Source organism: Candidatus Clostridium eludens, from assembly GCF_045310515.1.
Classification (GTDB): domain Bacteria; phylum Bacillota; class Clostridia; order Clostridiales; family Clostridiaceae; genus Clostridium_B; species Clostridium_B eludens.
Genome location: NZ_JBJHZX010000024.1, coordinates 1 through 21,848, shown reverse-complemented (window position 1 = coordinate 21,848; position 21,848 = coordinate 1). Strand labels below are relative to the sequence as shown.

The following is a 21,848-nucleotide window of genomic DNA, read 5'->3' as shown; positions in this document are numbered from 1 at the left end:
ATTTTTACCCCAGTTAATAACCAAAATATGAAAAAAGCGAATCAATATAATAACGTATTTGCTATTAAAAAAGTGTTGTTTACGTAGATATTCATAAATATTTTGTTGTATTTTACGAATGCGGTTTTATATACTTTTGCCCCCATACGCAAAGGTATACTTTTACGAATAAAAAAACCTTGCAACTCGTACAAAAGTTCTCTGTTTATAGTACGTTTTTATCCTTATCAACATACCATATAGTGTGAATATTTAATACACCGGTGTTAACTTCTATAGGTTGAAACAGGTTAAATCTAAATATGACCCTAAAAATGTTTTCAAACTCCCGCAGAGCATTCCATCCGAGATTAGACACCCATAAAATTATAATAATTATATAAAGTGAATAATTAAGTAGTAAAATTGGAGTGAGAAAAATGGAAAAATTACCCGATAAATATGATAAAGATAAAGTTAAAAATGCAAACTTTTCTTCCACGCTTTCTGAACAAGTTAACACAGAAGACGGGGATATTAATATATCAGAAGCTTGTTCCAACACTGAAGATTGCGATGCAAAAGCTATTGGAAAATGCTCACATGCCGAAGGTTGCAAAACACGAGCAATTGGAAGGTGTTCACATGCTGAAGGCTGTTTTTCAATAGCTGTTAATAAATGTTCACATGCTGAAGGTGATTCAACAATAGCAGGTACAGACACCGGGGGTAAAGGCGCCCATGCTGAGGGTTGTAACACTGAGGCTTTAAGTAATTGCTCTCATGCTGAAGGTAGCGAGACAATAGCAAGAGGAGACGCTTCCCATGCGGAGGGTTGTAATACGCAAGCTACTGGGAACTGTTCTCACGCCGAAGGTGAAAATACAACATCAAGTGGAGATGTATCCCATGCTGAAGGTTTTGGAACAACAGCAAGCGGAAACGAGGCTCATGCTGAAGGTCTTCAGACAACATCAAGTGGACAGTCATCCCATGCTGAAGGTAACAGTACAACAGCAAGTGCAAATGATTCTCATACAGAAGGCTTTAAGACAACAGCAAGTGGATTCGCCTCCCATGCTGAAGGCTCAGGCTCCACAGCAAGTGGTAGTGAATCCCATGCCGAAGGTTCACAAACAACAGCAAATGGTGCCCTTGCCCATGCCGAAGGCGATAGAACAACAGCAAGTGGAACAGGTTCTCATGCCGAAGGTAATAGTACAACTGCCAGCGGAGAGCTTTCCCATGCTGAAGGTCTTGCCACAAAAGCAAGTGAAGAGGCTTCCCATGCCGAAGGTTTTGGAACAATAGCCAGTGGGAGGGCAGCCCATGCTGAAGGTGAGAGCACAACAGCAAGTAGAATTAATTCCCATGCAGAGGGCTTAGAGACAACAGCAAGCGGAGAGGCTTCCCACGCAGAAGGTGATAACACAAAAGCAAGTGAACATGCCTCCCATGCAGAAGGTTTCGAGACAACGGCAAGCGGGATAAATGCCCATGCAGAAGGTTTTGGGTCAACGGCAAGTGGAAGCAATTCACATGCCGAAGGTGCTTTGACAACAGCAAGCGGACTTGCTGCCCATGCCGAAGGTGAAAGCACAATAGTTAGTGGTCAATTTGCTCATGCAGAAGGTTTCAACTCAACAGCAGATAGCTTTGCTGCCCATGCCGAAGGTGATTTTACTACTGCAAGCGGAGTCGGTGCCCATGCGGAAGGTTTTGAAACAACAGTAAGCGGAGTCGGTGCCCATGCACAAGGTTATCAAACAACAGCAAATGGAGAGGCTGCCCATGCAGAAGGCGTAGGCACAATAGCAAGTGGTGAGGCTGTCCATGCTGAAGGCCTAGATACAAATATAGACTTGTACACCGGTGCCCATATAATGGGTAAGCATGGAGACGCTAGTGATGATTTTTCCTGGTTTTTGGCGAACGGTACAAGTCCATCTGATAGAAGTATAGCAGCTAAAATACTAAATAATGGCGATGCTTGTTTCACGGGTAAGGTAACAATAGGTGGCGGTCCAGGCAGTTGCGCAGACTACGCCGAGATGTTTGAAACCATAGATGGGGAGCCCATCGACTGCGGTTACTTTGTCACTTTGGACGGTAAAAAAATACGCAAGGCAAACGAAAATGATGATTACGTTCTAGGGATCACCAGTGCCACCCCTGCGATAATCGCGAACAGCGGTAATCTGAACTGGAAAGACAAATATGTTACGGATGAATGGGGCAGGATACAATACCATGATGTCCTTGTTCCGGCAGTAACATCAAAAGATGAAAAGGTAATCCTCCCTGAACGAACTGAATCTCAACCTATATTGAACTCCGCATGGGACAATACCAGAGAATTCATTCCACGATGTAAAAGGCCAGAATGGGTTGCCGTTGGCCTATTGGGTCAAATTCTTGTTCGGGATGATGGAACATGTCAAGTAAATGGATATTGTAAACCAAATAACCAAGGCATTGCAACGGCTTCTCGTGATGGTTACAGAGTAATGGAACGTATAGGGAAAAATCAAGTGCTGGTACTTTTTAATTATATGAGGTTAGGTCATTTAAGAAATAGGTAGCATGTCACTTACAAAAACACAGATACTATTTTATTTACAATTATAAAAAGTTGTGAGCGGTATTTTGCCGCTCTTTTACATAAAAACAATGCCACCTACTCAATTAATCGTAAAGGACAATAAAATTAATGGGAAGAATCTATAAGACATTATTCTTAACTTACGTTACAAGACCTAGTAGGAGCATCGTTGTTATGTACTGCAAAGTAAGTTACACAATTTAGAAATTTGTATTAGATATCTTATTAAATCTAGCCACTACATATTTAATGTTTAATTAAGCTACCCGTTAAAAAATAAAACTAGAGCGTTTTTCACTCTAGTTGCTGAACAAAATGAATAAATGGCGACATAACTGTTGAAATTGAATGTACGAACAATGTCCTTCTATAACTGGATAATATAGTGTTTAAAAAAACAAGATATTTGCGGCGTAGTTCAAAATATGAAAGATATGCTATTATTTATATAAAGGTTAAATCACGATTGTAGAAAGCCTAAAATTATGAGAGAAAATATAGGAGAGTTTGAGATGAAGAAACAATTTATACCTTTAGCTATAGTACTAGTGATTGCTATGTGTATGATTTCAGGATATATCGGAGAAAAAGAAATTATTTTCCCGGAAATTTCGGCTCTTGCTATTGGTGCTTGGGTTATGGAAAAATCAACTTGGGGAAACAAAAATTTTCATTTGTGGCTATCTCCAACTATTGCAGCTCTGACCGGATTGGTCATAACTAGATTTTTGCCATACTACCCCTTTTTCATGATTATCGGAGCCTTTATCCTTGTTGTTCTACAATTAAAGGTTATAGGCTCAGAAGTGACTCCATCCTTTTCAGCGGCAATTCTTCCAATTCTCACTCATACTCAAAGCTGGTATTACCCTTTGTCTGTATGCATACTTACAGGAATAATTGTCTGTGGTAAAAAATTAATACATAATTCTTACAAAGAAAAGGGTACAAGTACTGAGTTACTGGAAAGTCTTAAAGAAAAACGAAAAGTTAACCACATCCGGGAGGAATTGATAAACTGGGTTAAGTTATTAACGAGTATCATGTTCGTTTCAGGAGTTGCTTTATATTTCCACTGGGACTACATTATTGCTCCACCTTTGATAGTTGCTTTTGTAGAACTTGCTAAACCAAAGGGCAAACTATATTCTAAGACAGGGCTAGTTTTTATATCACTGGTGCTTGCGGCCTTTTCGGGAGTTTTATGGCTATACCTTGTCTATTACTTATTACATTGGCCTGTTTGGATTTCAGCTGGTTTGTCTATGGGCTGTATTTTTCTTATTTTCCATTTTCTACAATTTACATTACCGCCTGCAGCAGCTATTACTTTGTTGCCAATGATTATACCACTTAAAAATTTATGTATGTATCCATGGCAGGTTTCAGTTGGGAGTGCCATATTTTTACTGATTAATTTATCTTGGTTAAGAAAACTACCAGTATTTAAATTCTTATTTATTAAGCAATTGAATAGAAAATCTAGTAGGAGATGAATAATTATTTTATTAACCGTTAGAACTTCAGTAAAGTTGTAGTTTTGATGATATTACCACCCAGAACTGAATGATTAATTAAAATATTATATTATTCAAACTTGAATTTTACGGTGTTTTTAGTTCGCATTTCAAGTTAACTGTGCCTTGTTTAACATTGTTTTATAGACACTACATTTTTACTCCAGTTAATAAACAAAATGAAAATAATATGACATACAGCTGTCATATTATATATGATATATTAGAGAAAAATGATTGTAAAATTGAAAGGAGAACAAGCATGGAAAGACAGCCCCTCGGGTTTAAAAACGCCGAACCATTTTTTAATATCGTTATGGAAGGACTTAGAGATGAAGTTGACGGGGAACACTTTTGGGATGCTGTTGCGGATGAAGCAGTATTTGATTTTTTATACAACATTCCTGGATTTCCAAACAGAGTGAAAGGCCGCCCGGCATATATGAGATGGTTTAGTAATTATGGTATGAAGCTGAATAGTGCCGATAATCTTAAGGTCTATAAAGTGAAGGGAGAAAATATTATTGTTATGGAATATCAGGTTCACGGAATCGTATTACACACTGGTAGTCCTTACGATAATAGATTTTGCTCAATAATTACTATTAAAGATCGAAAAATTGTTTATTGGCGAGACTATATGGATTCACTTGCTGTTATGCTGACGAGCAGCAATTAGTAGGTCTTTGTGACCATAACGCAATAAAAAAGAACAGGGGCGCAGCAGCCGGTACAAGCCATCGTACCCCTGTTTTTCAGTAGGATTATACGCACCAAAACGAACAATTTATAAAACTGAATTTTATGGTGTTTTTGTGTCGCACTTCAAAAAAACTGTGTCTTGCTTAACATTATTTTATAGACACTATATTTTTGTAAAATTTAATATTTATTTTTGATGCCAGGTATTGACACCATTCTAGGCATTGATTTTATTACACACTAAGACAAGTATCAAAACTATTAAGTTATGACACTTTTTCAATGATATCAAGTCTATGAAAACATACTCAAATATCATAGACAATTATTAAATAAAATTGTGCCTATTTATAGGCATTTATCATTTATTATTCAAGGCTTTTTCTTGCATGATAAATCAAATTATTTATGTACACTAATATCTTACAATTAGCCTATCGTAAACCCAAATTTATTATCGTAAATATAAATACTGGATATCCATACTTTATAGAGGTTATGTCCATCTAGTATTTATTCTTTACCAGTTTTATCATTTAGTTGTTTTATTTTAGAATTTACTTGGAGCAAATTACCATAATTAGGGAATAAATTTTTTACATCTTCTGGAGCATTTAAAGCATGATGAAATTCTGCACCTTTATGTATAAGTTCTGCCATCGTCTTTATTGAAAACATTAATCTTTTTTCATACTCTGGTGAACATTCTACAAGTTTATTCTGGTCACACAGCTGCTTAGCTTCGCTTTCACAAAGAGTGTTTATAAGCTTCGCTATTCCACCTTCCAAATCCTTAATACTATCAGTATAGATAGGTAAAATTTTCAAAGTTTCCTTTGCTGCTTCGATTTCAATAATTTTTTTGTATATTACTGTTCCCGACCAAATCAATCCAGCTACAAAGGATAATGCAGTAACACTCCCCATCGCTATTTCAATCCAATATGAACCAGAATCAAAGCTCTGTATCTGAATATTTGATTCTAGTTGAGGTTCATTTAACACTTAATTTAATGCCTTATCTAAGTCACTAAAAAATTTTACGAGTTCGCTTAAATTATTGATTTTGGGAAGTTTTACACTTATAGAATTGGGATCTTGTTCAGGAAGTGATTGTCTAATTGCCTCAATTGCAGTATTACATTTTGTTACAATTAAACTGTAAGCTGGCATAAAATTATTATATACTTCCCTATGAACTAAAATATATTCAAGTCTGGAATTAAATATTGTTTTATTTTGTTTAATAGTATTAATTTCGTCTTTAATGAAATCTAATCTTTCTAAACTAGTTACTGCTTCAAGTGTAGATACATAATTTTCTATTTTCATTAAACCACCTTGTTCAGCCGCTGTAATTTGGAATTTTTTCACATTTTTTTCAAGTAAATTTAATATGTCCCTTAATCTCATTTTTTATCTCTCCCCTTATGTAAATTTAGTTCTGTAGTCATTTTATTTCTTCTATCAAACTCAAGCTTATACATATCACGATATAAGTTCAGCCTACTTCTATTCACATAAAACTCACCCTGAATTATAATAAAAATTCAACTCTTTTTAAAATAATTCTACATGTTAACCTAAATTCCTCCATTTGTAATGAGGTTTTTACATATATTTTATTATTTTTTCAATTTATAAATAAAAGTTACAGTTAAAATATAATTTACCAAATAAGTACAATTCATTGTATTTATTTGGTGTCCATAAAAAGCCACTCAGCTGTTTATTCTAAAAGCTTACATATATATCTAAATTGGATTTTCCGTTTTTCACCTGTATTTTATACCCCCTACGAGTATACTGTTTTTTAGAGTTATTTTTAATAAATGTACTGTACCCAAATATACAAATGTTTCATTAAATTAAATATGTTGTAAATATAGATGCTAAAAAAGTAGCTGTATTGTTTTCTAACAGTACAGCTACTTTTATTTAATAGTACTAATTTTCATTGATTGGATTTTTATGCCCTTAGGCGTTATTTTTATAATAACGTCTTTTCCTTGTATAAGCTCTTCTATTATTCGCGGTATTTTATTTTCAAGTTCTCTATTCAAATTACATTTTAGCTCCATAAAATCACACTCCCAAGATATCATTAATTCTCTCTATCCTGTAGCTTTCATAAATAATTTTTGCATATCCTAGTATTCTACACCTCATTTATATTTTTTATTGGTTCAACTACATTTATATTACCACCTTAAACAATGAAAGAGGCGCTACTCCATTCATGGAATAGTACCTCCTTAATAGGTCAGTCCTATAATTTTTCTTTGTATTTATTCATAAGATTTATACTTAAATCTCCATTTGTATGTTTTATATTTATTTCAAAGAAATTTAAATCCCCTTCCCGTTCTGCCGAATCCACAAGTTTATCTACCACAACATTTATCTTATCTTTTAATTTCTTTTTATTTACTATCAAGATTACTCCACTCCTTCAATGATATTTCTTACGTTTTCTAGGACTTCTTCAACTCCTCTATCTGCATCTACCACATAATCACATTGAATTATTTTAAAAGCTTCTTTGTCATTTTTCAACCTATCCATTACAGTTTTAGACTCTCTTTCTTTTAACATTCTTAATAACCTTACTTCCCTATCACATTTTAGGTATATAACTACAGTTTCAGCATCCGTTACCTTTTCCTTTAAATGCCTAACTCCTGCAGGGTCTATTATATAAACGTTTATTCCTTTTCCTTGATATTGTGATTTAGTGGCCCAATAATGATTTCCATTAAAAAATGTATAAGCTATTACATCACTTGTCAATTCATTTTCCGGTATAGGTTCATTGATATGTGCCATATTAGCATCCCCAACAAATATATGCCCTTTTTCACCTTTAAAACGTGGATTTCTAGTTGTATAAGATTGTATGTAATTGTATCCTTCTCTTTCTAACAGTTCTGCTATAGTAGACTTACCACTTCCACTTTCTGCAACTAAACATACTATTTTATCTTTCAATGCTATCCCTCCTTATATTCCCATAAACTTAATTGCCCCTTAGCCGGTATTGGCTCTTTTAAAGGCTCTATGTTATCTAAAATCCATGCATATCTACCTGGAGTATAATCTCCAAAACTATATTCATTACCTTGAATTACATTGTCATTTTTAAGTCTAGCTTTTCTTAATCCTGGATCTGTCCCTAAATCTATTTCTATACAATCAACTAAATCTACTTTTGCAATTATTACTCCAGTAGGAAGATTGCTTGTTGTATAGCCATGCTTCTTTATAAATACTCTTTCCTGCATGTATAAACAACTCTCCATGATAATTAGTTCTCCATGACCTTGTCTCAATCTTCTTTTCACCAAGAGCTATGAGGCTTGCCCATGGCTGAATCAAAGTTAAAGTTTTCATTCTTCACCTACTTTCTTTAGACGTATGGAATTTGGATTACGAACTATCTTTTAGTCCATAATCCATTAACTACTTGCCAAGTATCTGAATTTTTATATATTTCTCTTAATTCTTTAATCTCTTCTTCTGTTAAGATAGCATCTTCACATTCCTGACTTCTCTTTATAAATTTTTTACCTATTTGTGATTGTGTTAATCCTTTAATTTTTTCTCCTTCTAATGCCATTCTAATGCCATTAATTGTTCCATCCTTACATTCGCCATAAATTCACAGGTTTTCTGCTCGTGATTATTGTCATAGTATAGTTTTGTAAGAAACGTAATATTTATCAATATGATTATTAAAGACAAGCACGGTTATTTTAATTTATGAATATATTATTAATGAAGGTTCTAATTAATAATTTTAATTTTAGAAAGTGCGGTGGTAATATTGCTAAATAATTCATACTTTTATCCACATCTGGAAAGAGGTATAATTGATCAATCTCTAGCTTGTGTGAAGCACTGGTCACACGTATTTTTAAATAACAGTAAAGATTTTTATTTTTATCCTTCTTCTGTATCTAGTGACTTTAAATATGCATGGGGGTTTATTCAAAAAAGCGATATAGCCCATATATTTTGTAAAATGCCGAACACAACAAATTATACTTTGCTTCCTACGACAAACATCCCAACCAGTTGTGAAAGATCTTGGCTATGGCTTAATTTAAAAGGAGGGAATCGAAACTTCTGGTTTTATTACTATTCACCCTCTAGTATCTACCTATATGGTGCAATAAACTTGAACAATTTCGAATCTATAAAATGCACCTATACTTAATGTGGCTGATAATTGGAATACTATCTTCGGTAGGATGGCGCCTATACAACAGGGTAATAGTATCACTGAAAACCATACATTTAACCCAATCGTATTCGAATACATGCTTTTCTGCCGCTTTTTCAATTTCTTCATCTGGCATGATTTATTCAATTCTTGTAAGCCCTTGAATTGCGGCATATGTTATTGTTTTAAAATCTGCTGAATATCCCAAAGCATCTTATACTTTTCTTCTAATTTATCATTTAAATTTTTATTGAATCCCCTAAGAAGCCTTTGTGCTGGTTGTTCACTTTCTAAATATCCAATGGGCTTAAATCCTTCCATGCACAGATTTTCAACCTTTTTCTTTCCAGTGCAAGTGCTATTATCAATTATCTTTATCTGATCTCCAATGTCAGCTTGTAATAAAATATATTTCAAATTAACACCTCCTCAAATTTGCTTCACAATAAATTCACTTGCCATACCTCCTATTTAAACTTTTCATAAATGCCTTATAAGCAAATTGAATTTCCTCATAATTTCCATCTTCTCTATGCTTTTTCTCACATTCTTTAGCATTTATTATTGCTGTTTCACCCCAATGATCAACATTCCATCCAGCCCCACAAGCTTCACAATAAGCAAATTCCTTTGTTCTTATCTCATGAGAATTTCTACATTTTATGGCTTCACCTGAAGTAGTCCATGATCTTTCGCATATCGGACAAATATAATATTTTATTACCTTCATACCCGTCACTTCCTACTCGCATTAAAATTAACTTCTGCACAAGCTTCGCATCCCCTATCAACAAGCTTTTTATTATGTTCATGTATACCCTGCTCTATTACCATTCCTTCTCTAAAAAGCTTGACCAAAATTCCAATGCAAACTTGGATAACATCCAAAACATCTTCCATAATGTCTTTTTTATTTCTAGAAGAAAGAGCCTTACATAGCTCTCCTGCTTCTTCCAAAACTTTTTCCTTCCAATCATCCCAACTCATTGTACGATTGTCTATTTTATTACCTTTCTTATCTATCAGCTTTCTAAGTACCATTAGTTTCATTTTCAATATGTTCACCTTCTAACTAAAGAGCTTTAAAACTCTTTGCTTTATACCTGTGGGTTTTCTGCTCAATTTCTCTATCTTTTTCAGAAGATTTTCCTCTACCTCTGCAAAGTTCTCACAGCTCTCTATGAGTTCATCTACCCTTTTATTCAAGTTTTTGTTTTCCTTCTTCAAATGCCTATTTTCTTTGGCAATAAAATCTAACAAGAAAATACCTTCATTCAATAATTCCTTTAGTTGTCTCACTTTACATCTGCTCACATTAAATCCCCCTTCTAAAATGGAATATCCCCATCTACTGGCGTTAAGTCTTCCCCATAATCATCATTTCCCTCTTGTGTCTCTTGTTTTTTACCCCACTCAAGAAATTGCACTTCATCTGCTATTACTTCTGTAACATATTTTCTGACACCATCTTTAGATTCATAGCTCCTGGTTTGGATTCTCCCTGAAATACCTATCAATCTACCTTTAGCCATATAATTCGCTGCAGACTCTGCTTGTTTCCCCCAAATAATAACTGGTATAAAATCGGCTTCTTTTTGTCCATCCTTTGAGAACCTTCTATCTACTGCAACCGTTATTCTAGCAACCGGAGTTCCTTTGCCTGGAGTAAATCTCAAATCAGGATCTCTAGTTAAGCGTCCTATTAAAACTACTTTATTCAAATTAATCACTCCATTACATCAATTTTGCCTGCTGAAATCTCCATCCTCTACTTTCCATTACAGGAGCCTTTTTAGCTTTTTCCTCCCATGCCTGGGCTATCTTTTCAAGCACATCTTCTTTATGTTCCTGCTTAGTAATTTTTGCAATCTGCTCCATATTGCCATCTTGAAAGTAAAGACTTATTATATTCTCAATCCAACTCTTATTATCCAATTTTCATTACCTCCTGCTTTGCATCAGGCTCTTTCTTTTCTTCAAATATATCTGGATTGAAACCACCATCCGGCACATACTCTAGTTGCCCAAATTTTTGATACTGCCCTAACCATGCAAGTTTAATGGTGCCTACTTTGCCATTCCTATTTTTAGCAAATATAACTTCGGCTATATTCTTCTCTTCCGTTTCCTTATGGTAATATTCATCCCGATACAAGAACATAACTATATCTGCATCCTGCTCTAGGCTTCCAGATTCCCTCAAATCTGAGAGTCTGGGTCTATGGTCTTCCCTAGCTTCCACAGCTCTGCTTAACTGTGATAATGCTATTAAGGGTACATCTAATTCCTTAGCAAGCCGTTTTAAAGCTCTACTTATATTGCTTATTTCTTGTGTCCTATTTTCTCCCTTAGACGTTATAAGCTGCAAGTAATCTACTATAACTAAGCTCAACCCATGCTGCATCTTTATTCTTTTACATTTGGCCTTTATTTCTGTAACACTCAAACTACTTGAATCATCTATAAACAACTTATTATTAGATAACGGTCCTGTAGTTTTTCCAATGTTTCCCCAATCCTTAAAATCCAGGTTACCAGTATTTATTTTTGAAAGGTCTATATGTGCTATACCCGCCAATATTTTTCTAGTTATCTGCTCCTTTGACATCTCCAAGCTAAATATTGCTACAGTATTATTTTTAGATACACTCGTGGCAATATTAACTGCTAACGTAGTCTTACCCATTGAAGGTCTTGCCGCCAATATAATTAAGTCCTGCTTTTGCAATCCTCCAGTTCTTCTATTCAAATCTTTAAACCCCGTATCTATTCCAGTAACACCGTTATTAAGATCTTTGTTCTTACATACATCCTCTATATTTGTTATAGTAGATTCCAAAACTTTATTGAAAGGCTCAAGCTTATTTTCTTTATTAAGACTAATTTTGAATAATTGTTCTTCCATTTCATCAACTAAGCTCTGTGAAGTTTCAGTATCCTGAAATGATTTTTTTCTGAGCAATTCGCAAGTCTTGATTATTTTACGTTTATTGGATTTTTCTTTAATAATTTTGGAGTATTCTTTGACATTAGAATTTACTATGCTCCCAGACAGCTCAGATATATAAGTTATTCCCCCAACCTTAGGAAGAACATCCCTAAGCTCTTCAGCCAAAGTAACTATGTCTATTCTTATATTGCTTTTAAACATCTTCTCCATAGCACTAAATATAAATTTATGAGATTCTTTATGAAAATCACTAGCATCCACAATCCCTATTGCATCCAATATACTTTCAGAATTATTTAGTATTGCTCCTAGAAGCTCCTGCTCAGCTTGTATATTACACGGCAGTATTTGTTGTATAGAATCCATATCTTATCACCTCACTATACATATTCATAAGCTCCTGCATTAGCAGGCTCAAAAGTATCCCTCTCCTTTATATCCAGTAAATCTGCAATATAAGGTTTATGTCTGCAGAACTTTATACAGTTACTAATTTTCTTTTCAAAATCCTTATTACTAATTTTTTTACAGTACTTGTACCACACTTTTATTTGTTCTTCCTTCAAATCCATATTGAAAGCAAGCATTAACTCTTTCATGCCTTTTTTAAAAGTATCCTGACTAAGCATAGCTATTCATCTCCCAAATCCAAATTTTCTAGTGCATTTAAAGAAAATTCCACTTTCCCTGTTTTAGTTTGATATTTATTCTCTAATACCCTAGTAAATCGGGTATCATCTTTAAAGAGCCAATCAAAATCAATTACCCAATCTTTGTTGTTTTTACCTTGTAGAAATTCAGAATACTTAATATTATTAATGGTTTGAAGAATATCCTTTGAAGTTAAGCTTAAATTATTAACTCTTGCTTGAATTTTTTCTTTTCTTAGTTTTGTAATTGCATTAATTTTTTTAATAGGCTCAGGAAGATCATTCCACACTGCTAAAATTTCTATCCAAGGCAAATTTACATTATCATTATCTGGTTTATTATCTGGTTTATTATCTGGTATAGGTTTCCCCAAATGGGGAAATGTCATCTCACCATTTGGGGAAATGTCATTTACGTAATCGGTGATATCCATTTCCCCATTTGCGTAAATGGATATCACCGTTTGAGAAAGTGCATACCACTTTGTACGATCATAAGGGAGTCTGTTATAATTTCCTGTTTTTATAGCTCCATCTTTCTCTAAACGATTTAATATTCTTTCAATTTGTCTTCGTGTCCAAAATGGAAATAATACTGTAAAAGCTTTTATGCTATTATATGTCCAGTAACACCCATCATAAAAATGCTTTTCATTAGCTTTATTTTTTAAAATCCAGAAATATAAATTTTCTATTATCACAGCTCCTTCTACTCCATATTTTTGTGCTATGTCAGAATTGAAACTATAGTACATTTAGTCACCTCCTGTTATTAACCTAATTTGTATGCCACGAATATTACATCTTTCAGAGAAGCCAATTTAATGACTTCTCTATTTATAAATCCTTGCTTTTTCTCCCATTCCGGTGTAGAATAGGAATATCTAAAGTTTTTAAATATGTCCTTTTTTAAGGACTTTCTTTTTATGAATTAATACGATTCTCTAATTCCGCATGTATGAAACTCTGTAAATCCTGGGCAGGATAAGCAATTTCTTTCGAATAATCATCCATAGACTTGTCTATTAATATTGCTATATTTGCATAAAGTGTTAATAATTGTTCTAATGTGCAGCAGCTTAAATCCTTGCATTTATTGGTGAAATTCTCAAGCCCTTGATTCAAGTTTTTTAAACTACCTACAGTTTTAGATTGTATTTTCACTTTCTCTATCTCCTCCAATACAAATACATCTACATGTTCATAATAATCATCACGTTTAAGCCTCAGATTATGGCCAAACTCAAATGTAGTTGTACAAAATGCAACACCTTTTAAGAATAGAGTTAAGTCTATAAAATTGCCTGAATTTATCAATCTAATCTTGCCTACATCCAAAATTTTCACACCTCTAATACTAATTACAACTGGTTTTTCAAAACTAATAAAATATGTTTTTCCTCTCGCCATTTCACTGAGTTTAATTAATCCATCTTTTGGGACCTGCATTTCAGCCACTTTCATTTATAATCACTTCTCCCTATTTTCATTTCTCAAATTCCAGACACTCTTCTAAATCTGCCCCATTTAGGTATTCAAGACAATTTTTCAAGTTCTTAAAATCTTCTGTGAAAGCTTCACCAGCTGTATTGTCTATCCCGGTAAAGCTACCGTCTTTATTCAGTAATAAGAATGATCCATATGGTTTTCTGGTATCAATTATTTTGCTTGACTTTTCTTTGGATATAACTTCAATCATCTTGTATCACTCCCTTAACATATTCTTTCTTAATTTACTCACCATTGCGGTACTAATGAAATGAATATCAGTATATTGAAATGACTGTATTGGTTTTGAAATGCTTATTAATAAATCTTTCTTAGAGTGCCATATGAATTGTCTCTATCCTCAACTGCAGTACTTGCCTTTTCTTTTTCTTCCATCCATTTATCTAAAGATTCTTTTCTGAATAACTTCTTTCTACCGCAAGATATATAAGGTATTTCATGTCTTTTAGCCATCTCTAAAATCAGCCAATAACTTATACCTATATATTTAGCAGCATCTTTAGCTTTCATTGTTATTTGAAGTTCATTTACTTTTTCATTGAACACTTTACTTTCCCCCTCAAATATCTTCTTTCTATCATTTTTTCTTTTTGTATCCTAAACATTTTCTTAATGTCTTGTGAATATTCCTTACACATAACTACTATATAAATTGCACTTGCTTTATATACATCTATCGTTTCCTGAATGCTTTTTACTATATTTTCAATATCTTTCTCATCACATGCTTTGGGATTTTTTGAAGTCTTAGTTAAAGTTATAGCCTGTACTGCTTCATGGAGTTCCTCTATAACTTTTTCTCTTACTGCAGCCCTATGTAAATCTGCTGCATCTCCATCCAACCAGTCAAGACTAAAAACATCCCCCATTATTTCACTAGCTGCTTCAAAATAAAGCTTTGGGTCATCAAGTTCCTTGCAAATATTTTTTAAATTTTCTTTTGTTAGCCTCCTTTTGCCTGTTTCTATTGCACTTATTGTTTTATGAGAGAGAAAGCTTAATTGCCCTAACTCCTGCTGGGTTATCCCCTTTTCCTCTCTAGCTTCTTTCATTACAGTTCCTATCATTCCGTCACCCCCCTTCGCTGTAGAATTTTGGGATAGATATTTTCATAAATGTAGATTTTGACATATTTATATCTACTTTAAATTTTGATATATTTAAGTTGTTGCATGAGTTGGTTACACTACTTCTTTTTGATTGATTTCACAACATTTTGGCGTATTTTTATTTAAAAAAATATCTGGGAATAATAGTTCTAGTGATTGCTGATAATAATGGGAAATTTTCGCCAGTAAAGCTGCACTTGGAGTTCTTTGCCCCAGCTCTATCTTACTTAAATACTTTTGTGAAATACCTAATACCTTTGAAACATCTGATTGACTTTTGTTTCCTCTTGCCTTTATTAAATTTTGTCTTTTCATAAAGTTAAGCCCCCTTTCATGTCATACGCCTTTATGGTGTTTCATTAACTATTATTATATACACCTTTAAGGTGTAAGTCAATACACTTTTACGCCATTTTGTATATTTATTTCCACGCCATACAGTAGTAATATATAAATTATGGGAGGTACGAAAATGAAACGTTTATCATCACTAAGAAAAAGTCATGGCATGAGTCAATCTGATTTAGCTGAAAAGCTTGGAGTAACTCAGCAAACTGTAAGTAAATATGAAAATGGTAGCCGTGAGCCTGATGCAGAAACATTGAAATTATTATCATCTATATTTAATGTTTCAATAGATTATCTTCTGGACAACTCAAATAAAAAGGAGGTCGATATTGAGATTAATATTCCAAAGGAATATACAGATAAATATAAAGTAACTTCTCGTGACAAGAAACAATACCAAGAAGAAATGAAAAAAGCTAATGAAGCATTTTTTTTAAATGATGAATTAAATGAAGATGCTAAAAAAGAAATGCTAGATTTAATGTCTGAGTTATTCTGGAAAGCTAAAGCTCTTAATAAAAGAAAACCTAAAAAGTAGGTGTTGCTATGATTAATTTTAGAGTTAGGGTGAGGAATCTTGTAAGAAAATATGATACACGCAATCCATACAACTTAGCAAAAGAATTAGGTTTTCACATTATAGAAGAGTACTTATCAGTAGATGCTCCCAAAGGATTATTTAAAAAAATTCTAGGAAAGAAATTCATAGTAATCAATCTAACAAGAATTGAAAATGAGTATGAAAAAAAATTCACTATAGCACACGAATTAGGACATGCTATATTCCATTCTTCAAATAATACATTTTTCTTACATGACCACACCTTTTATCAAAGAGGGAGATTTGAAAATGATGCCAATAAATTTGCAGCAGAACTTTTGATTGATGAAACCGGCATTGACAAATGCTACTTAGAAAACATGAGTACAGATCAACTAGCTTGCTACTGTGGAGTTCCTAAGCAGTTGATTGAATATAAATTTAATAAATAAAAATATTAGGAGAGGGTAGCCTATGAGTATTTTTAATGAAATATATACCATATATACTAACCATTTAAGTGATTTTACTAAACTAAAAAGCTCAATTCCTGAACATGTTTACCATTATACTTCACCAAATGGGCTTAAATCTATTATAGAAAGTAAATCTATTTTCATATCAGACTATCGTTTTTTAAATGACATAACAGAAATTCAATATTTTATAAATATAGTTTTGGATGAATTAGAAAAAAGTCCTACATATAAAAATACTTACTTTTATACGATAATAAAATCACATCTTAATAATAATTTTATTGATCAATTTAAAATGCCCATTATATATTATAATAATGACTTAAAAAAAACAAGAGTACATAACATAGACAAATGTAGCTACTATATATTTTCTACATCACTTAAACCAGATTCTTTATCTATGTGGAATTATTATTCCAAAGTACCAAGTAACGAGGGTTATAACTTAAAATTCGATTTATCTAATTTACTAGACCAGATTAAATTTAGTACTAAAGATCTTATTAATAGCTACATATCAAAAATTACGAAATCTAATGCAAGTGTTACTGGTATGGAAATAATTAATTATGGTAAAGTAAACTATGATATTAGCACACAAAGAAATACTGCACTTAAAATCTTAGATAGCTTTTATAAAATAAGCACAAAAATTCCTGAAAGCACTTTTAATCAGGATGCTCTTCAATTTTTAAATCATTTAATTAGGTTATATGCTTACTATCAAAAATCACAAGATTTTAGTGTTGAAGATGAATATCGCACAATTATCGCATTACCTAAAAGCATTTCATCATTTAAAAATATACAAATTGAATTTCCTGTTATTAACGGATGTTTTGCTCCAAAACTCAAAATCGCATTAAATAAATGGGAAAAACTAATCGAAGAAATAAAAATTTCTCCTAAGAATTCAACAAATTTTGCAAAAGTAGGTCTTAGAACTTTTTTAGATTACAATGAGCTGGAAAAAGTAGATATAACTTTTTCAGATATTAAAGTAAGATTTTAGATATAAAATATAACTAAAATACTTACCAGGAAATATTAGAATTGAAGAAGATGAATAAAAAATTTCAGCTGGAATAAAGCTGGAATTTTTTTATCTCCTAATATATTTTATAATATTTATGCATATATTTTCTTCTATTATATGATAGAAAAATATTACAAACTAATTATAAATGAGTATTGACAAAGCAATTGGCAACAATTACAATTAAAATATCAAAGCAACGGAAAGGTGAAAAATATATGAATTTGACAACGGAAAAGGAAGGATACATTAATTCTATATTAGATAATAAGTGTTTGGGATGGTTACTACCTGTTTTAGAAACTGGGCAATCTGCCTGTAAAGCATTTATGAATACAAATAACGATTTCTTCGGATGCGAGGAATATTTAAATATGGTTCCTGGTCACTTATTGAGTTATAGCATCAACAAGCAATTGGCAATTCAAGGGAAACTTTCATCTTGCCCATTTCTAATATATAAAGAGGAAATAAATCATAGGAATAAATACAGTATACCAATTTTAAGAAAATCAGATATTACCATTTCTGTGATGCGAGGTGCAAATAGAAAGGAATTAAATGGAACAGATAAAAAATACCTTAAAAAGAAATGCAGAAAAAACAATGACATTCCCTGTCAAGAAACATTTTTGAATTTAATAGACATAAAAGATAATTATCATGGAGTATTATTATATGGTTCAAAAAAAGACTGGGAAGGTATTGAATTTGCTGATATAATATTTTTTGATGATGAATTAAAAAATATTAATTATTCTATAAATTTGATTGGTAGATTACATGTTTATCAGTCAAGTATGAGTAATGAAGAAAAACAAAAGAAATTATTAAATGCTAATAATCTAATAAAGGATTTCAAAAAGCAATCGGAGGGTTAATAATATGAATTCAGGGAATAACAAAATATTAAATTATAAAGTAAAAGATAAATCCAAAGCAGTAATCCCTGAAAGAATAAAAGAAACAAGAATTTATAGAGGATTAACACAAAGGGAGTTAGGTGAAAAAATCGGACTTACAAGGCAAGCTATAAATAGTTATGAAGCAGGTACTAATGTACCACCATTAAATGTATTGTTAGAAATATCTAAAATATTAGATTTTCCTATTAATTTTTTCTATAAAGAGAGAGTAGTTTGTGAAAATCAGGGGGAAGTTTATTTCAGAAGTAGAGCTATTCCATGTAAAGCAAAGGATATGTTAGAACTAAAACTCAAATATCTTTCAACAGAAATAGTATATTTTATTGAAAAATACATAAATCTACCAAAATTGAATTTAATTGAAGTTGAGTATAAAGAGGAATATACTATAAATGACATTATTAATATTGCTAAAAGATTAAGAGAATATTGGGGACTAAATGATAAATCAGTAAAGAATCTAATGTATGTAATGCAAGAAAACGGATGCATAATAGCTAGATTAAATTTAAATTCAAAAAAGACAGATGGATATTCGAAGTGGTTATCTGAGAGACCGTATACATTTCTTAATACAGAGAAAAATGCAGCAGTAAGGACAAGATTTACTTTAGCCCATGAGTTGGGTCATATAATATTACATCATAACCTCAGGGATGGCGAGGATATAAGAAGAAGAGAGAAAGAAGCTAACTATTTTGCTGGTGAATTTTTGTTTCCAAGTGAGGCCGTTGTTAATGAAATTTCATTTGTATCATTAGATGCGTTAGTACCAATAAAAAACAAATGGGGTATATCAATTGGGGCAATAATACGTAGATGCCTTGATTTAGAGTTAATTACCGAGGAAAGATATACAACATTACAAAAGCAGATTAGTAAAAGAAAATGGAGAACCTTTGAGCCTTTAGATGATATAATTAAATGTGAAGAACCACAGTTATTTAGCGAAGCTTTTAAATTACTTGTTGATAATGGCATTATGACAAAATCAGAGATTCAAAATTCAATTTTATTTAGTGATGATGAGCTTATAAATATATGCTGTTTGGATCCTAGTTTTTTTAAGGAAGAAAAGTTGAGCATAAAACCAAAGTTAGAAGTTGTTAAATGATCTCTCCATTTGTAAATGGAGATAAATGGGTATACGACTTTATTCTTAATATCTTCAAAAGAAAAGAATTACTGAAAAATGTACTGATTAATTATAACATAAATTCAAACAATAATGAGCTAACTACTTTGTCACCTTAATAAATATTAGACTAATACTATAGTCATAAAAGTATCTTTTAAAGGTACTTTTTATTTTACCAATATTAAACAAAAATAATATCAATTCTGAGTTTAGAGTAGCAAAAAGTTATCCTAAGCTTTCATTTTTGATACAATTTAAAATAAACTTATAAATCACTACTTGTATAAATTTAAATAAATTGGCAATCATTTAAGATAGAATTGTGAATTTTCTATTTTAAAAGTAAGATAGGGTATTAAGAATAAGTGTACAAGCATGGTACATACGAGGGAAAATGTGATACTAATAGTTTGTCCAATTTTATTTAAAAGTGATATAATTTATATAATATCGAAAGGAGGATTATATAAGCTATGGCAGGATCAATTGAAAAACGTGGGGAAAACTCTTACAGACTTATAGTATCTGGTGGCAGGAGTGGGGACGGTAAACGCAAAAAATATACTAAAACAATTAAAATAGATGGCAAAACAGAGGCTGAAAAGAAGCGTAAAGCCGAAAAAGAACTTGCCAAATTTATAGCAGAGGTAGAAAACAATTCTTTTATTGAGCCTTCTAAATTAACACTAAAAGGTTTTGCGGAAAAGTGGCTTAAAGACTATGCCGAAAAGAACCTTGCACCAAAAACCTTATTTAGATACAAGGAAATAATAAATAGCAGGATTATTCCAGCACTTGGACACTTGAAATTGGATAAAATAAAACCTCTGCATTTATTAGAGTTTTATAACAATCTACAGGAGGATGGTATACGAAAGGATGGAAAGCCCGGTGGGTTGTCAGCTGAAACAATAAAATATCATCATAGAATTTTGCATGTAATCTTCGGTACTGCTGTTAAATGGCAACTACTAAATAACAATCCGGCTGATAAAGTAGACCCTCCGAAAGTCAAAAAAAATGAAGCTGATTTCTATAATGAAGATGAAGTTCAACAATTAATTTATGAACTTGATAAGACCTCAGAAAATGAATTTAAATATAAGGTAGCCATAATACTTACATTAACATCTGGGATGCGTTTAGGAGAGCTTACAGGCTTAAAATGGGGCAACATAGACTTTGATAAAAATACTGTATATATAGTTCAATCTAGCCAATATCTTCCTGATAAGGGTACTTTCATAAAAGAACCTAAAAATAATACTTCTATACGTACTATAACTTTACCTGAGCCAGCTATGAATTTATTAAAAAAGCATAAGATCCATGAAGATGAAAAAAGATTGGAATGTGGAACTTTATGGAATGATACAGGATTTGTATTTACTCAATGGAATGGGAATCCAATGTATCCAAGTACACCTTCCAAATGGTTTAAAAAATTTTTAGAAAAACATAACCTAAGAGTTATTACATTTCATCAACTAAGACACACCTCAGCATCACTCTTAATAAATGAAAATATGAATATAAGAGCAATATCTAAAAGATTAGGACACAGTAATGCATCAACTACACTTAATATATATACTCATGCATTGAAGTCTGCAGATGAAATTGCTGCAGTTAAATTAGAAAATATAATTTTTAAAAATGAACCTAATACCGAAAATAATAAAGCTAAATAATGTATCAAAGGGATAGTTTTAGTCTTTTTTGTCCCCAATATGTCCCCATTTTTAAATTAAGTAATATCACGAGAAAAATCAAAAGCCTGTAACACGTTGATATTACAGGCTTTCAGTGGTGCTGAAAAAGGGGATCGAACCCATGGCCTACGCATTACGAGTGCGTCGCTCTACCAACTGAGCTATTCCAGCATGTAAAAAATAATTTTAAATTTTATATTATTTACTTTAAAAAGGCTTATGATTATATTTATTGCATTTATAAATTAGCTGAACTGTGGGATTAAAAACATATAACATTATTTTAATATAAATATTACATATAATCAAATATAAAAAAAAATTTTTATATTTTCTTTATTATTTATCTTAGAATACCACAGGTTTTACCTGTGGTTCCGGAAAGCTTATAGCTATGAGTAGGAAAAAGAAAAACTCCAATATAA

Annotated in this window: 31 protein-coding genes, 1 tRNA gene and 1 pseudogene; 10 read left to right on the top strand and 23 right to left on the bottom strand. The window is 32.1% G+C overall.

What is annotated here, in order from left to right:
* Positions 1–274: 274 nt before the first annotated feature.
* The 4 genes and pseudogenes from ACJDU8_RS15665 to ACJDU8_RS15650 form a co-directional block, all read left to right on the top strand.
* Positions 275–364, top strand: a pseudogene (locus ACJDU8_RS15665) (BBE domain-containing protein); the annotation flags it as partial.
* Between the two features lie 55 nt (positions 365–419).
* A complete protein-coding gene (locus ACJDU8_RS15660) occupies positions 420–2,561 on the top strand; it encodes a peptidase G2 autoproteolytic cleavage domain-containing protein (RefSeq protein WP_406793091.1) in 2,142 nt (713 codons plus the stop codon).
* Between the two features lie 532 nt (positions 2,562–3,093).
* On the top strand, positions 3,094–4,077 hold the full coding sequence (locus tag ACJDU8_RS15655; RefSeq protein WP_406793090.1) for a hypothetical protein: 984 nt from the start codon (positions 3,094–3,096) through the stop codon (positions 4,075–4,077).
* A 283-nt stretch (positions 4,078–4,360) separates the two neighbouring features.
* On the top strand, positions 4,361–4,777 hold the full coding sequence (locus tag ACJDU8_RS15650; protein WP_406793089.1) for a nuclear transport factor 2 family protein: 417 nt from the start codon (positions 4,361–4,363) through the stop codon (positions 4,775–4,777).
* Between the two features lie 536 nt (positions 4,778–5,313).
* Here ACJDU8_RS15650 and ACJDU8_RS15645 read toward each other — a convergent pair.
* The 22 genes from ACJDU8_RS15645 to ACJDU8_RS15540 all read right to left on the bottom strand — a co-directional run bounded on the left by ACJDU8_RS15645 (position 5,314) and on the right by ACJDU8_RS15540 (position 15,555).
* Positions 5,314–5,805 (bottom strand): hypothetical protein, encoded by a 492-nt coding sequence (locus ACJDU8_RS15645; protein WP_406793088.1) that lies wholly within the window; start codon positions 5,803–5,805, stop codon positions 5,314–5,316.
* On the bottom strand, positions 5,806–6,213 hold the full coding sequence (locus ACJDU8_RS15640) for a GNAT family protein (RefSeq protein WP_406793087.1): 408 nt from the start codon (positions 6,211–6,213) through the stop codon (positions 5,806–5,808). It abuts the gene before it with no gap.
* 521 nt (positions 6,214–6,734) lie between these two features.
* Positions 6,735–6,881, bottom strand: a complete 147-nt coding sequence (locus tag ACJDU8_RS15635; RefSeq protein ID WP_406793086.1) for a hypothetical protein — start codon at positions 6,879–6,881, stop codon at positions 6,735–6,737.
* A 188-nt stretch (positions 6,882–7,069) separates the two neighbouring features.
* Complete coding sequence (locus tag ACJDU8_RS15630) at positions 7,070–7,237, bottom strand: hypothetical protein (protein ID WP_406793085.1); 168 nt, start codon at positions 7,235–7,237, stop codon at positions 7,070–7,072.
* A gap of 2 nt (positions 7,238–7,239) precedes the next feature.
* Positions 7,240–7,788 (bottom strand): AAA family ATPase, encoded by a 549-nt coding sequence (locus tag ACJDU8_RS15625; protein WP_406793084.1) that lies wholly within the window; start codon positions 7,786–7,788, stop codon positions 7,240–7,242.
* A 2-nt stretch (positions 7,789–7,790) separates the two neighbouring features.
* Positions 7,791–8,081: an ASCH domain-containing protein gene (locus ACJDU8_RS15620; protein WP_406793083.1), complete on the bottom strand. Its 291-nt coding sequence runs from the start codon at positions 8,079–8,081 to the stop codon at positions 7,791–7,793.
* Positions 7,993–8,190 (bottom strand): ASCH domain-containing protein, encoded by a 198-nt coding sequence (locus ACJDU8_RS15615; RefSeq protein ID WP_406793082.1) that lies wholly within the window; start codon positions 8,188–8,190, stop codon positions 7,993–7,995. Before ACJDU8_RS15615 ends, ACJDU8_RS15620 begins: the two co-directional genes overlap by 89 nt.
* A 43-nt stretch (positions 8,191–8,233) precedes the next feature.
* Positions 8,234–8,416 carry a hypothetical protein gene (locus ACJDU8_RS15610; protein ID WP_406793081.1) on the bottom strand — a complete coding sequence of 61 codons (183 nt, stop codon included), beginning with the start codon at positions 8,414–8,416 and terminating at the stop codon, positions 8,234–8,236.
* A gap of 783 nt (positions 8,417–9,199) precedes the next feature.
* Positions 9,200–9,439 (bottom strand): hypothetical protein, encoded by a 240-nt coding sequence (locus tag ACJDU8_RS15605; RefSeq protein WP_406793080.1) that lies wholly within the window; start codon positions 9,437–9,439, stop codon positions 9,200–9,202.
* 34 nt (positions 9,440–9,473) lie between these two features.
* Entirely contained in the window at positions 9,474–9,752 is a 279-nt protein-coding gene (locus tag ACJDU8_RS15600) for a hypothetical protein (protein WP_406793079.1), read from the bottom strand.
* Between the two features lie 5 nt (positions 9,753–9,757).
* Positions 9,758–10,072, bottom strand: a complete 315-nt coding sequence (locus tag ACJDU8_RS15595; protein WP_406793153.1) for a MazG-like family protein — start codon at positions 10,070–10,072, stop codon at positions 9,758–9,760.
* An 18-nt stretch (positions 10,073–10,090) separates the two neighbouring features.
* The gene (locus ACJDU8_RS15590; protein ID WP_406793078.1) at positions 10,091–10,336 is read right to left on the bottom strand and encodes a hypothetical protein; all 246 of its coding nucleotides are present in this window, start codon (positions 10,334–10,336) and stop codon (positions 10,091–10,093) included.
* A 14-nt stretch (positions 10,337–10,350) separates the two neighbouring features.
* Positions 10,351–10,743 carry a single-stranded DNA-binding protein gene (locus ACJDU8_RS15585; protein WP_406793077.1) on the bottom strand — a complete coding sequence of 131 codons (393 nt, stop codon included), beginning with the start codon at positions 10,741–10,743 and terminating at the stop codon, positions 10,351–10,353.
* Positions 10,744–10,756: 13 nt separating this feature from the next.
* Entirely contained in the window at positions 10,757–10,957 is a 201-nt protein-coding gene (locus tag ACJDU8_RS15580) for a hypothetical protein (protein WP_406793076.1), read from the bottom strand.
* Positions 10,950–12,338, bottom strand: coding sequence for a replicative DNA helicase (dnaB, locus tag ACJDU8_RS15575; RefSeq protein ID WP_406793075.1), 1,389 nt, complete (start codon positions 12,336–12,338; stop codon positions 10,950–10,952). Before dnaB ends, ACJDU8_RS15580 begins: the two co-directional genes overlap by 8 nt.
* Positions 12,339–12,352: 14 nt before the next feature.
* Positions 12,353–12,601 (bottom strand): hypothetical protein, encoded by a 249-nt coding sequence (locus ACJDU8_RS15570; RefSeq protein WP_406793074.1) that lies wholly within the window; start codon positions 12,599–12,601, stop codon positions 12,353–12,355.
* A 2-nt stretch (positions 12,602–12,603) separates the two neighbouring features.
* A complete protein-coding gene (locus ACJDU8_RS15565; protein ID WP_406793073.1) occupies positions 12,604–13,377 on the bottom strand; it encodes a hypothetical protein in 774 nt (257 codons plus the stop codon).
* Between the two features lie 169 nt (positions 13,378–13,546).
* Positions 13,547–14,086: a hypothetical protein gene (locus tag ACJDU8_RS15560; protein WP_406793072.1), complete on the bottom strand. Its 540-nt coding sequence runs from the start codon at positions 14,084–14,086 to the stop codon at positions 13,547–13,549.
* Positions 14,087–14,108: 22 nt separating this feature from the next.
* Entirely contained in the window at positions 14,109–14,321 is a 213-nt protein-coding gene (locus ACJDU8_RS15555; protein ID WP_406793071.1) for a hypothetical protein, read from the bottom strand.
* A gap of 107 nt (positions 14,322–14,428) precedes the next feature.
* The gene (locus ACJDU8_RS15550; protein ID WP_406793070.1) at positions 14,429–14,677 is read right to left on the bottom strand and encodes an excisionase family DNA-binding protein; all 249 of its coding nucleotides are present in this window, start codon (positions 14,675–14,677) and stop codon (positions 14,429–14,431) included.
* A complete protein-coding gene (locus ACJDU8_RS15545) occupies positions 14,659–15,198 on the bottom strand; it encodes a helix-turn-helix domain-containing protein (protein WP_406793069.1) in 540 nt (179 codons plus the stop codon). The genes ACJDU8_RS15550 and ACJDU8_RS15545 overlap by 19 nt, the downstream gene beginning before the upstream one ends.
* A gap of 114 nt (positions 15,199–15,312) precedes the next feature.
* Entirely contained in the window at positions 15,313–15,555 is a 243-nt protein-coding gene (locus ACJDU8_RS15540) for a helix-turn-helix domain-containing protein (RefSeq protein ID WP_406793068.1), read from the bottom strand.
* A 157-nt stretch (positions 15,556–15,712) separates the two neighbouring features.
* Between ACJDU8_RS15540 and ACJDU8_RS15535 the strand changes: the two genes are divergently transcribed.
* The 6 genes from ACJDU8_RS15535 (at position 15,713) to ACJDU8_RS15510 (ending at position 21,402) form a co-directional block, all read left to right on the top strand.
* The gene (locus ACJDU8_RS15535) at positions 15,713–16,126 is read left to right on the top strand and encodes a helix-turn-helix domain-containing protein (RefSeq protein ID WP_406793067.1); all 414 of its coding nucleotides are present in this window, start codon (positions 15,713–15,715) and stop codon (positions 16,124–16,126) included.
* Between the two features lie 8 nt (positions 16,127–16,134).
* Entirely contained in the window at positions 16,135–16,581 is a 447-nt protein-coding gene (locus ACJDU8_RS15530; RefSeq protein ID WP_406793066.1) for an ImmA/IrrE family metallo-endopeptidase, read from the top strand.
* A 22-nt stretch (positions 16,582–16,603) separates the two neighbouring features.
* Positions 16,604–17,623, top strand: a complete 1,020-nt coding sequence (locus tag ACJDU8_RS15525; RefSeq protein ID WP_406793065.1) for a DUF2971 domain-containing protein — start codon at positions 16,604–16,606, stop codon at positions 17,621–17,623.
* Positions 17,624–17,865: 242 nt separating this feature from the next.
* Positions 17,866–18,528 carry a hypothetical protein gene (locus ACJDU8_RS15520; RefSeq protein WP_406793064.1) on the top strand — a complete coding sequence of 221 codons (663 nt, stop codon included), beginning with the start codon at positions 17,866–17,868 and terminating at the stop codon, positions 18,526–18,528.
* Positions 18,529–18,532: 4 nt separating this feature from the next.
* Entirely contained in the window at positions 18,533–19,687 is a 1,155-nt protein-coding gene (locus ACJDU8_RS15515; RefSeq protein WP_406793063.1) for an ImmA/IrrE family metallo-endopeptidase, read from the top strand.
* Between the two features lie 497 nt (positions 19,688–20,184).
* Positions 20,185–21,402, top strand: a complete 1,218-nt coding sequence (locus tag ACJDU8_RS15510; RefSeq protein ID WP_406793062.1) for a site-specific integrase — start codon at positions 20,185–20,187, stop codon at positions 21,400–21,402.
* Positions 21,403–21,518: 116 nt separating this feature from the next.
* Here the strand turns inward: ACJDU8_RS15510 and ACJDU8_RS15505 are convergent.
* Positions 21,519–21,594, bottom strand: a tRNA-Thr gene (locus ACJDU8_RS15505).
* Between the last annotated feature and the right edge of the window lie 254 nt (positions 21,595–21,848).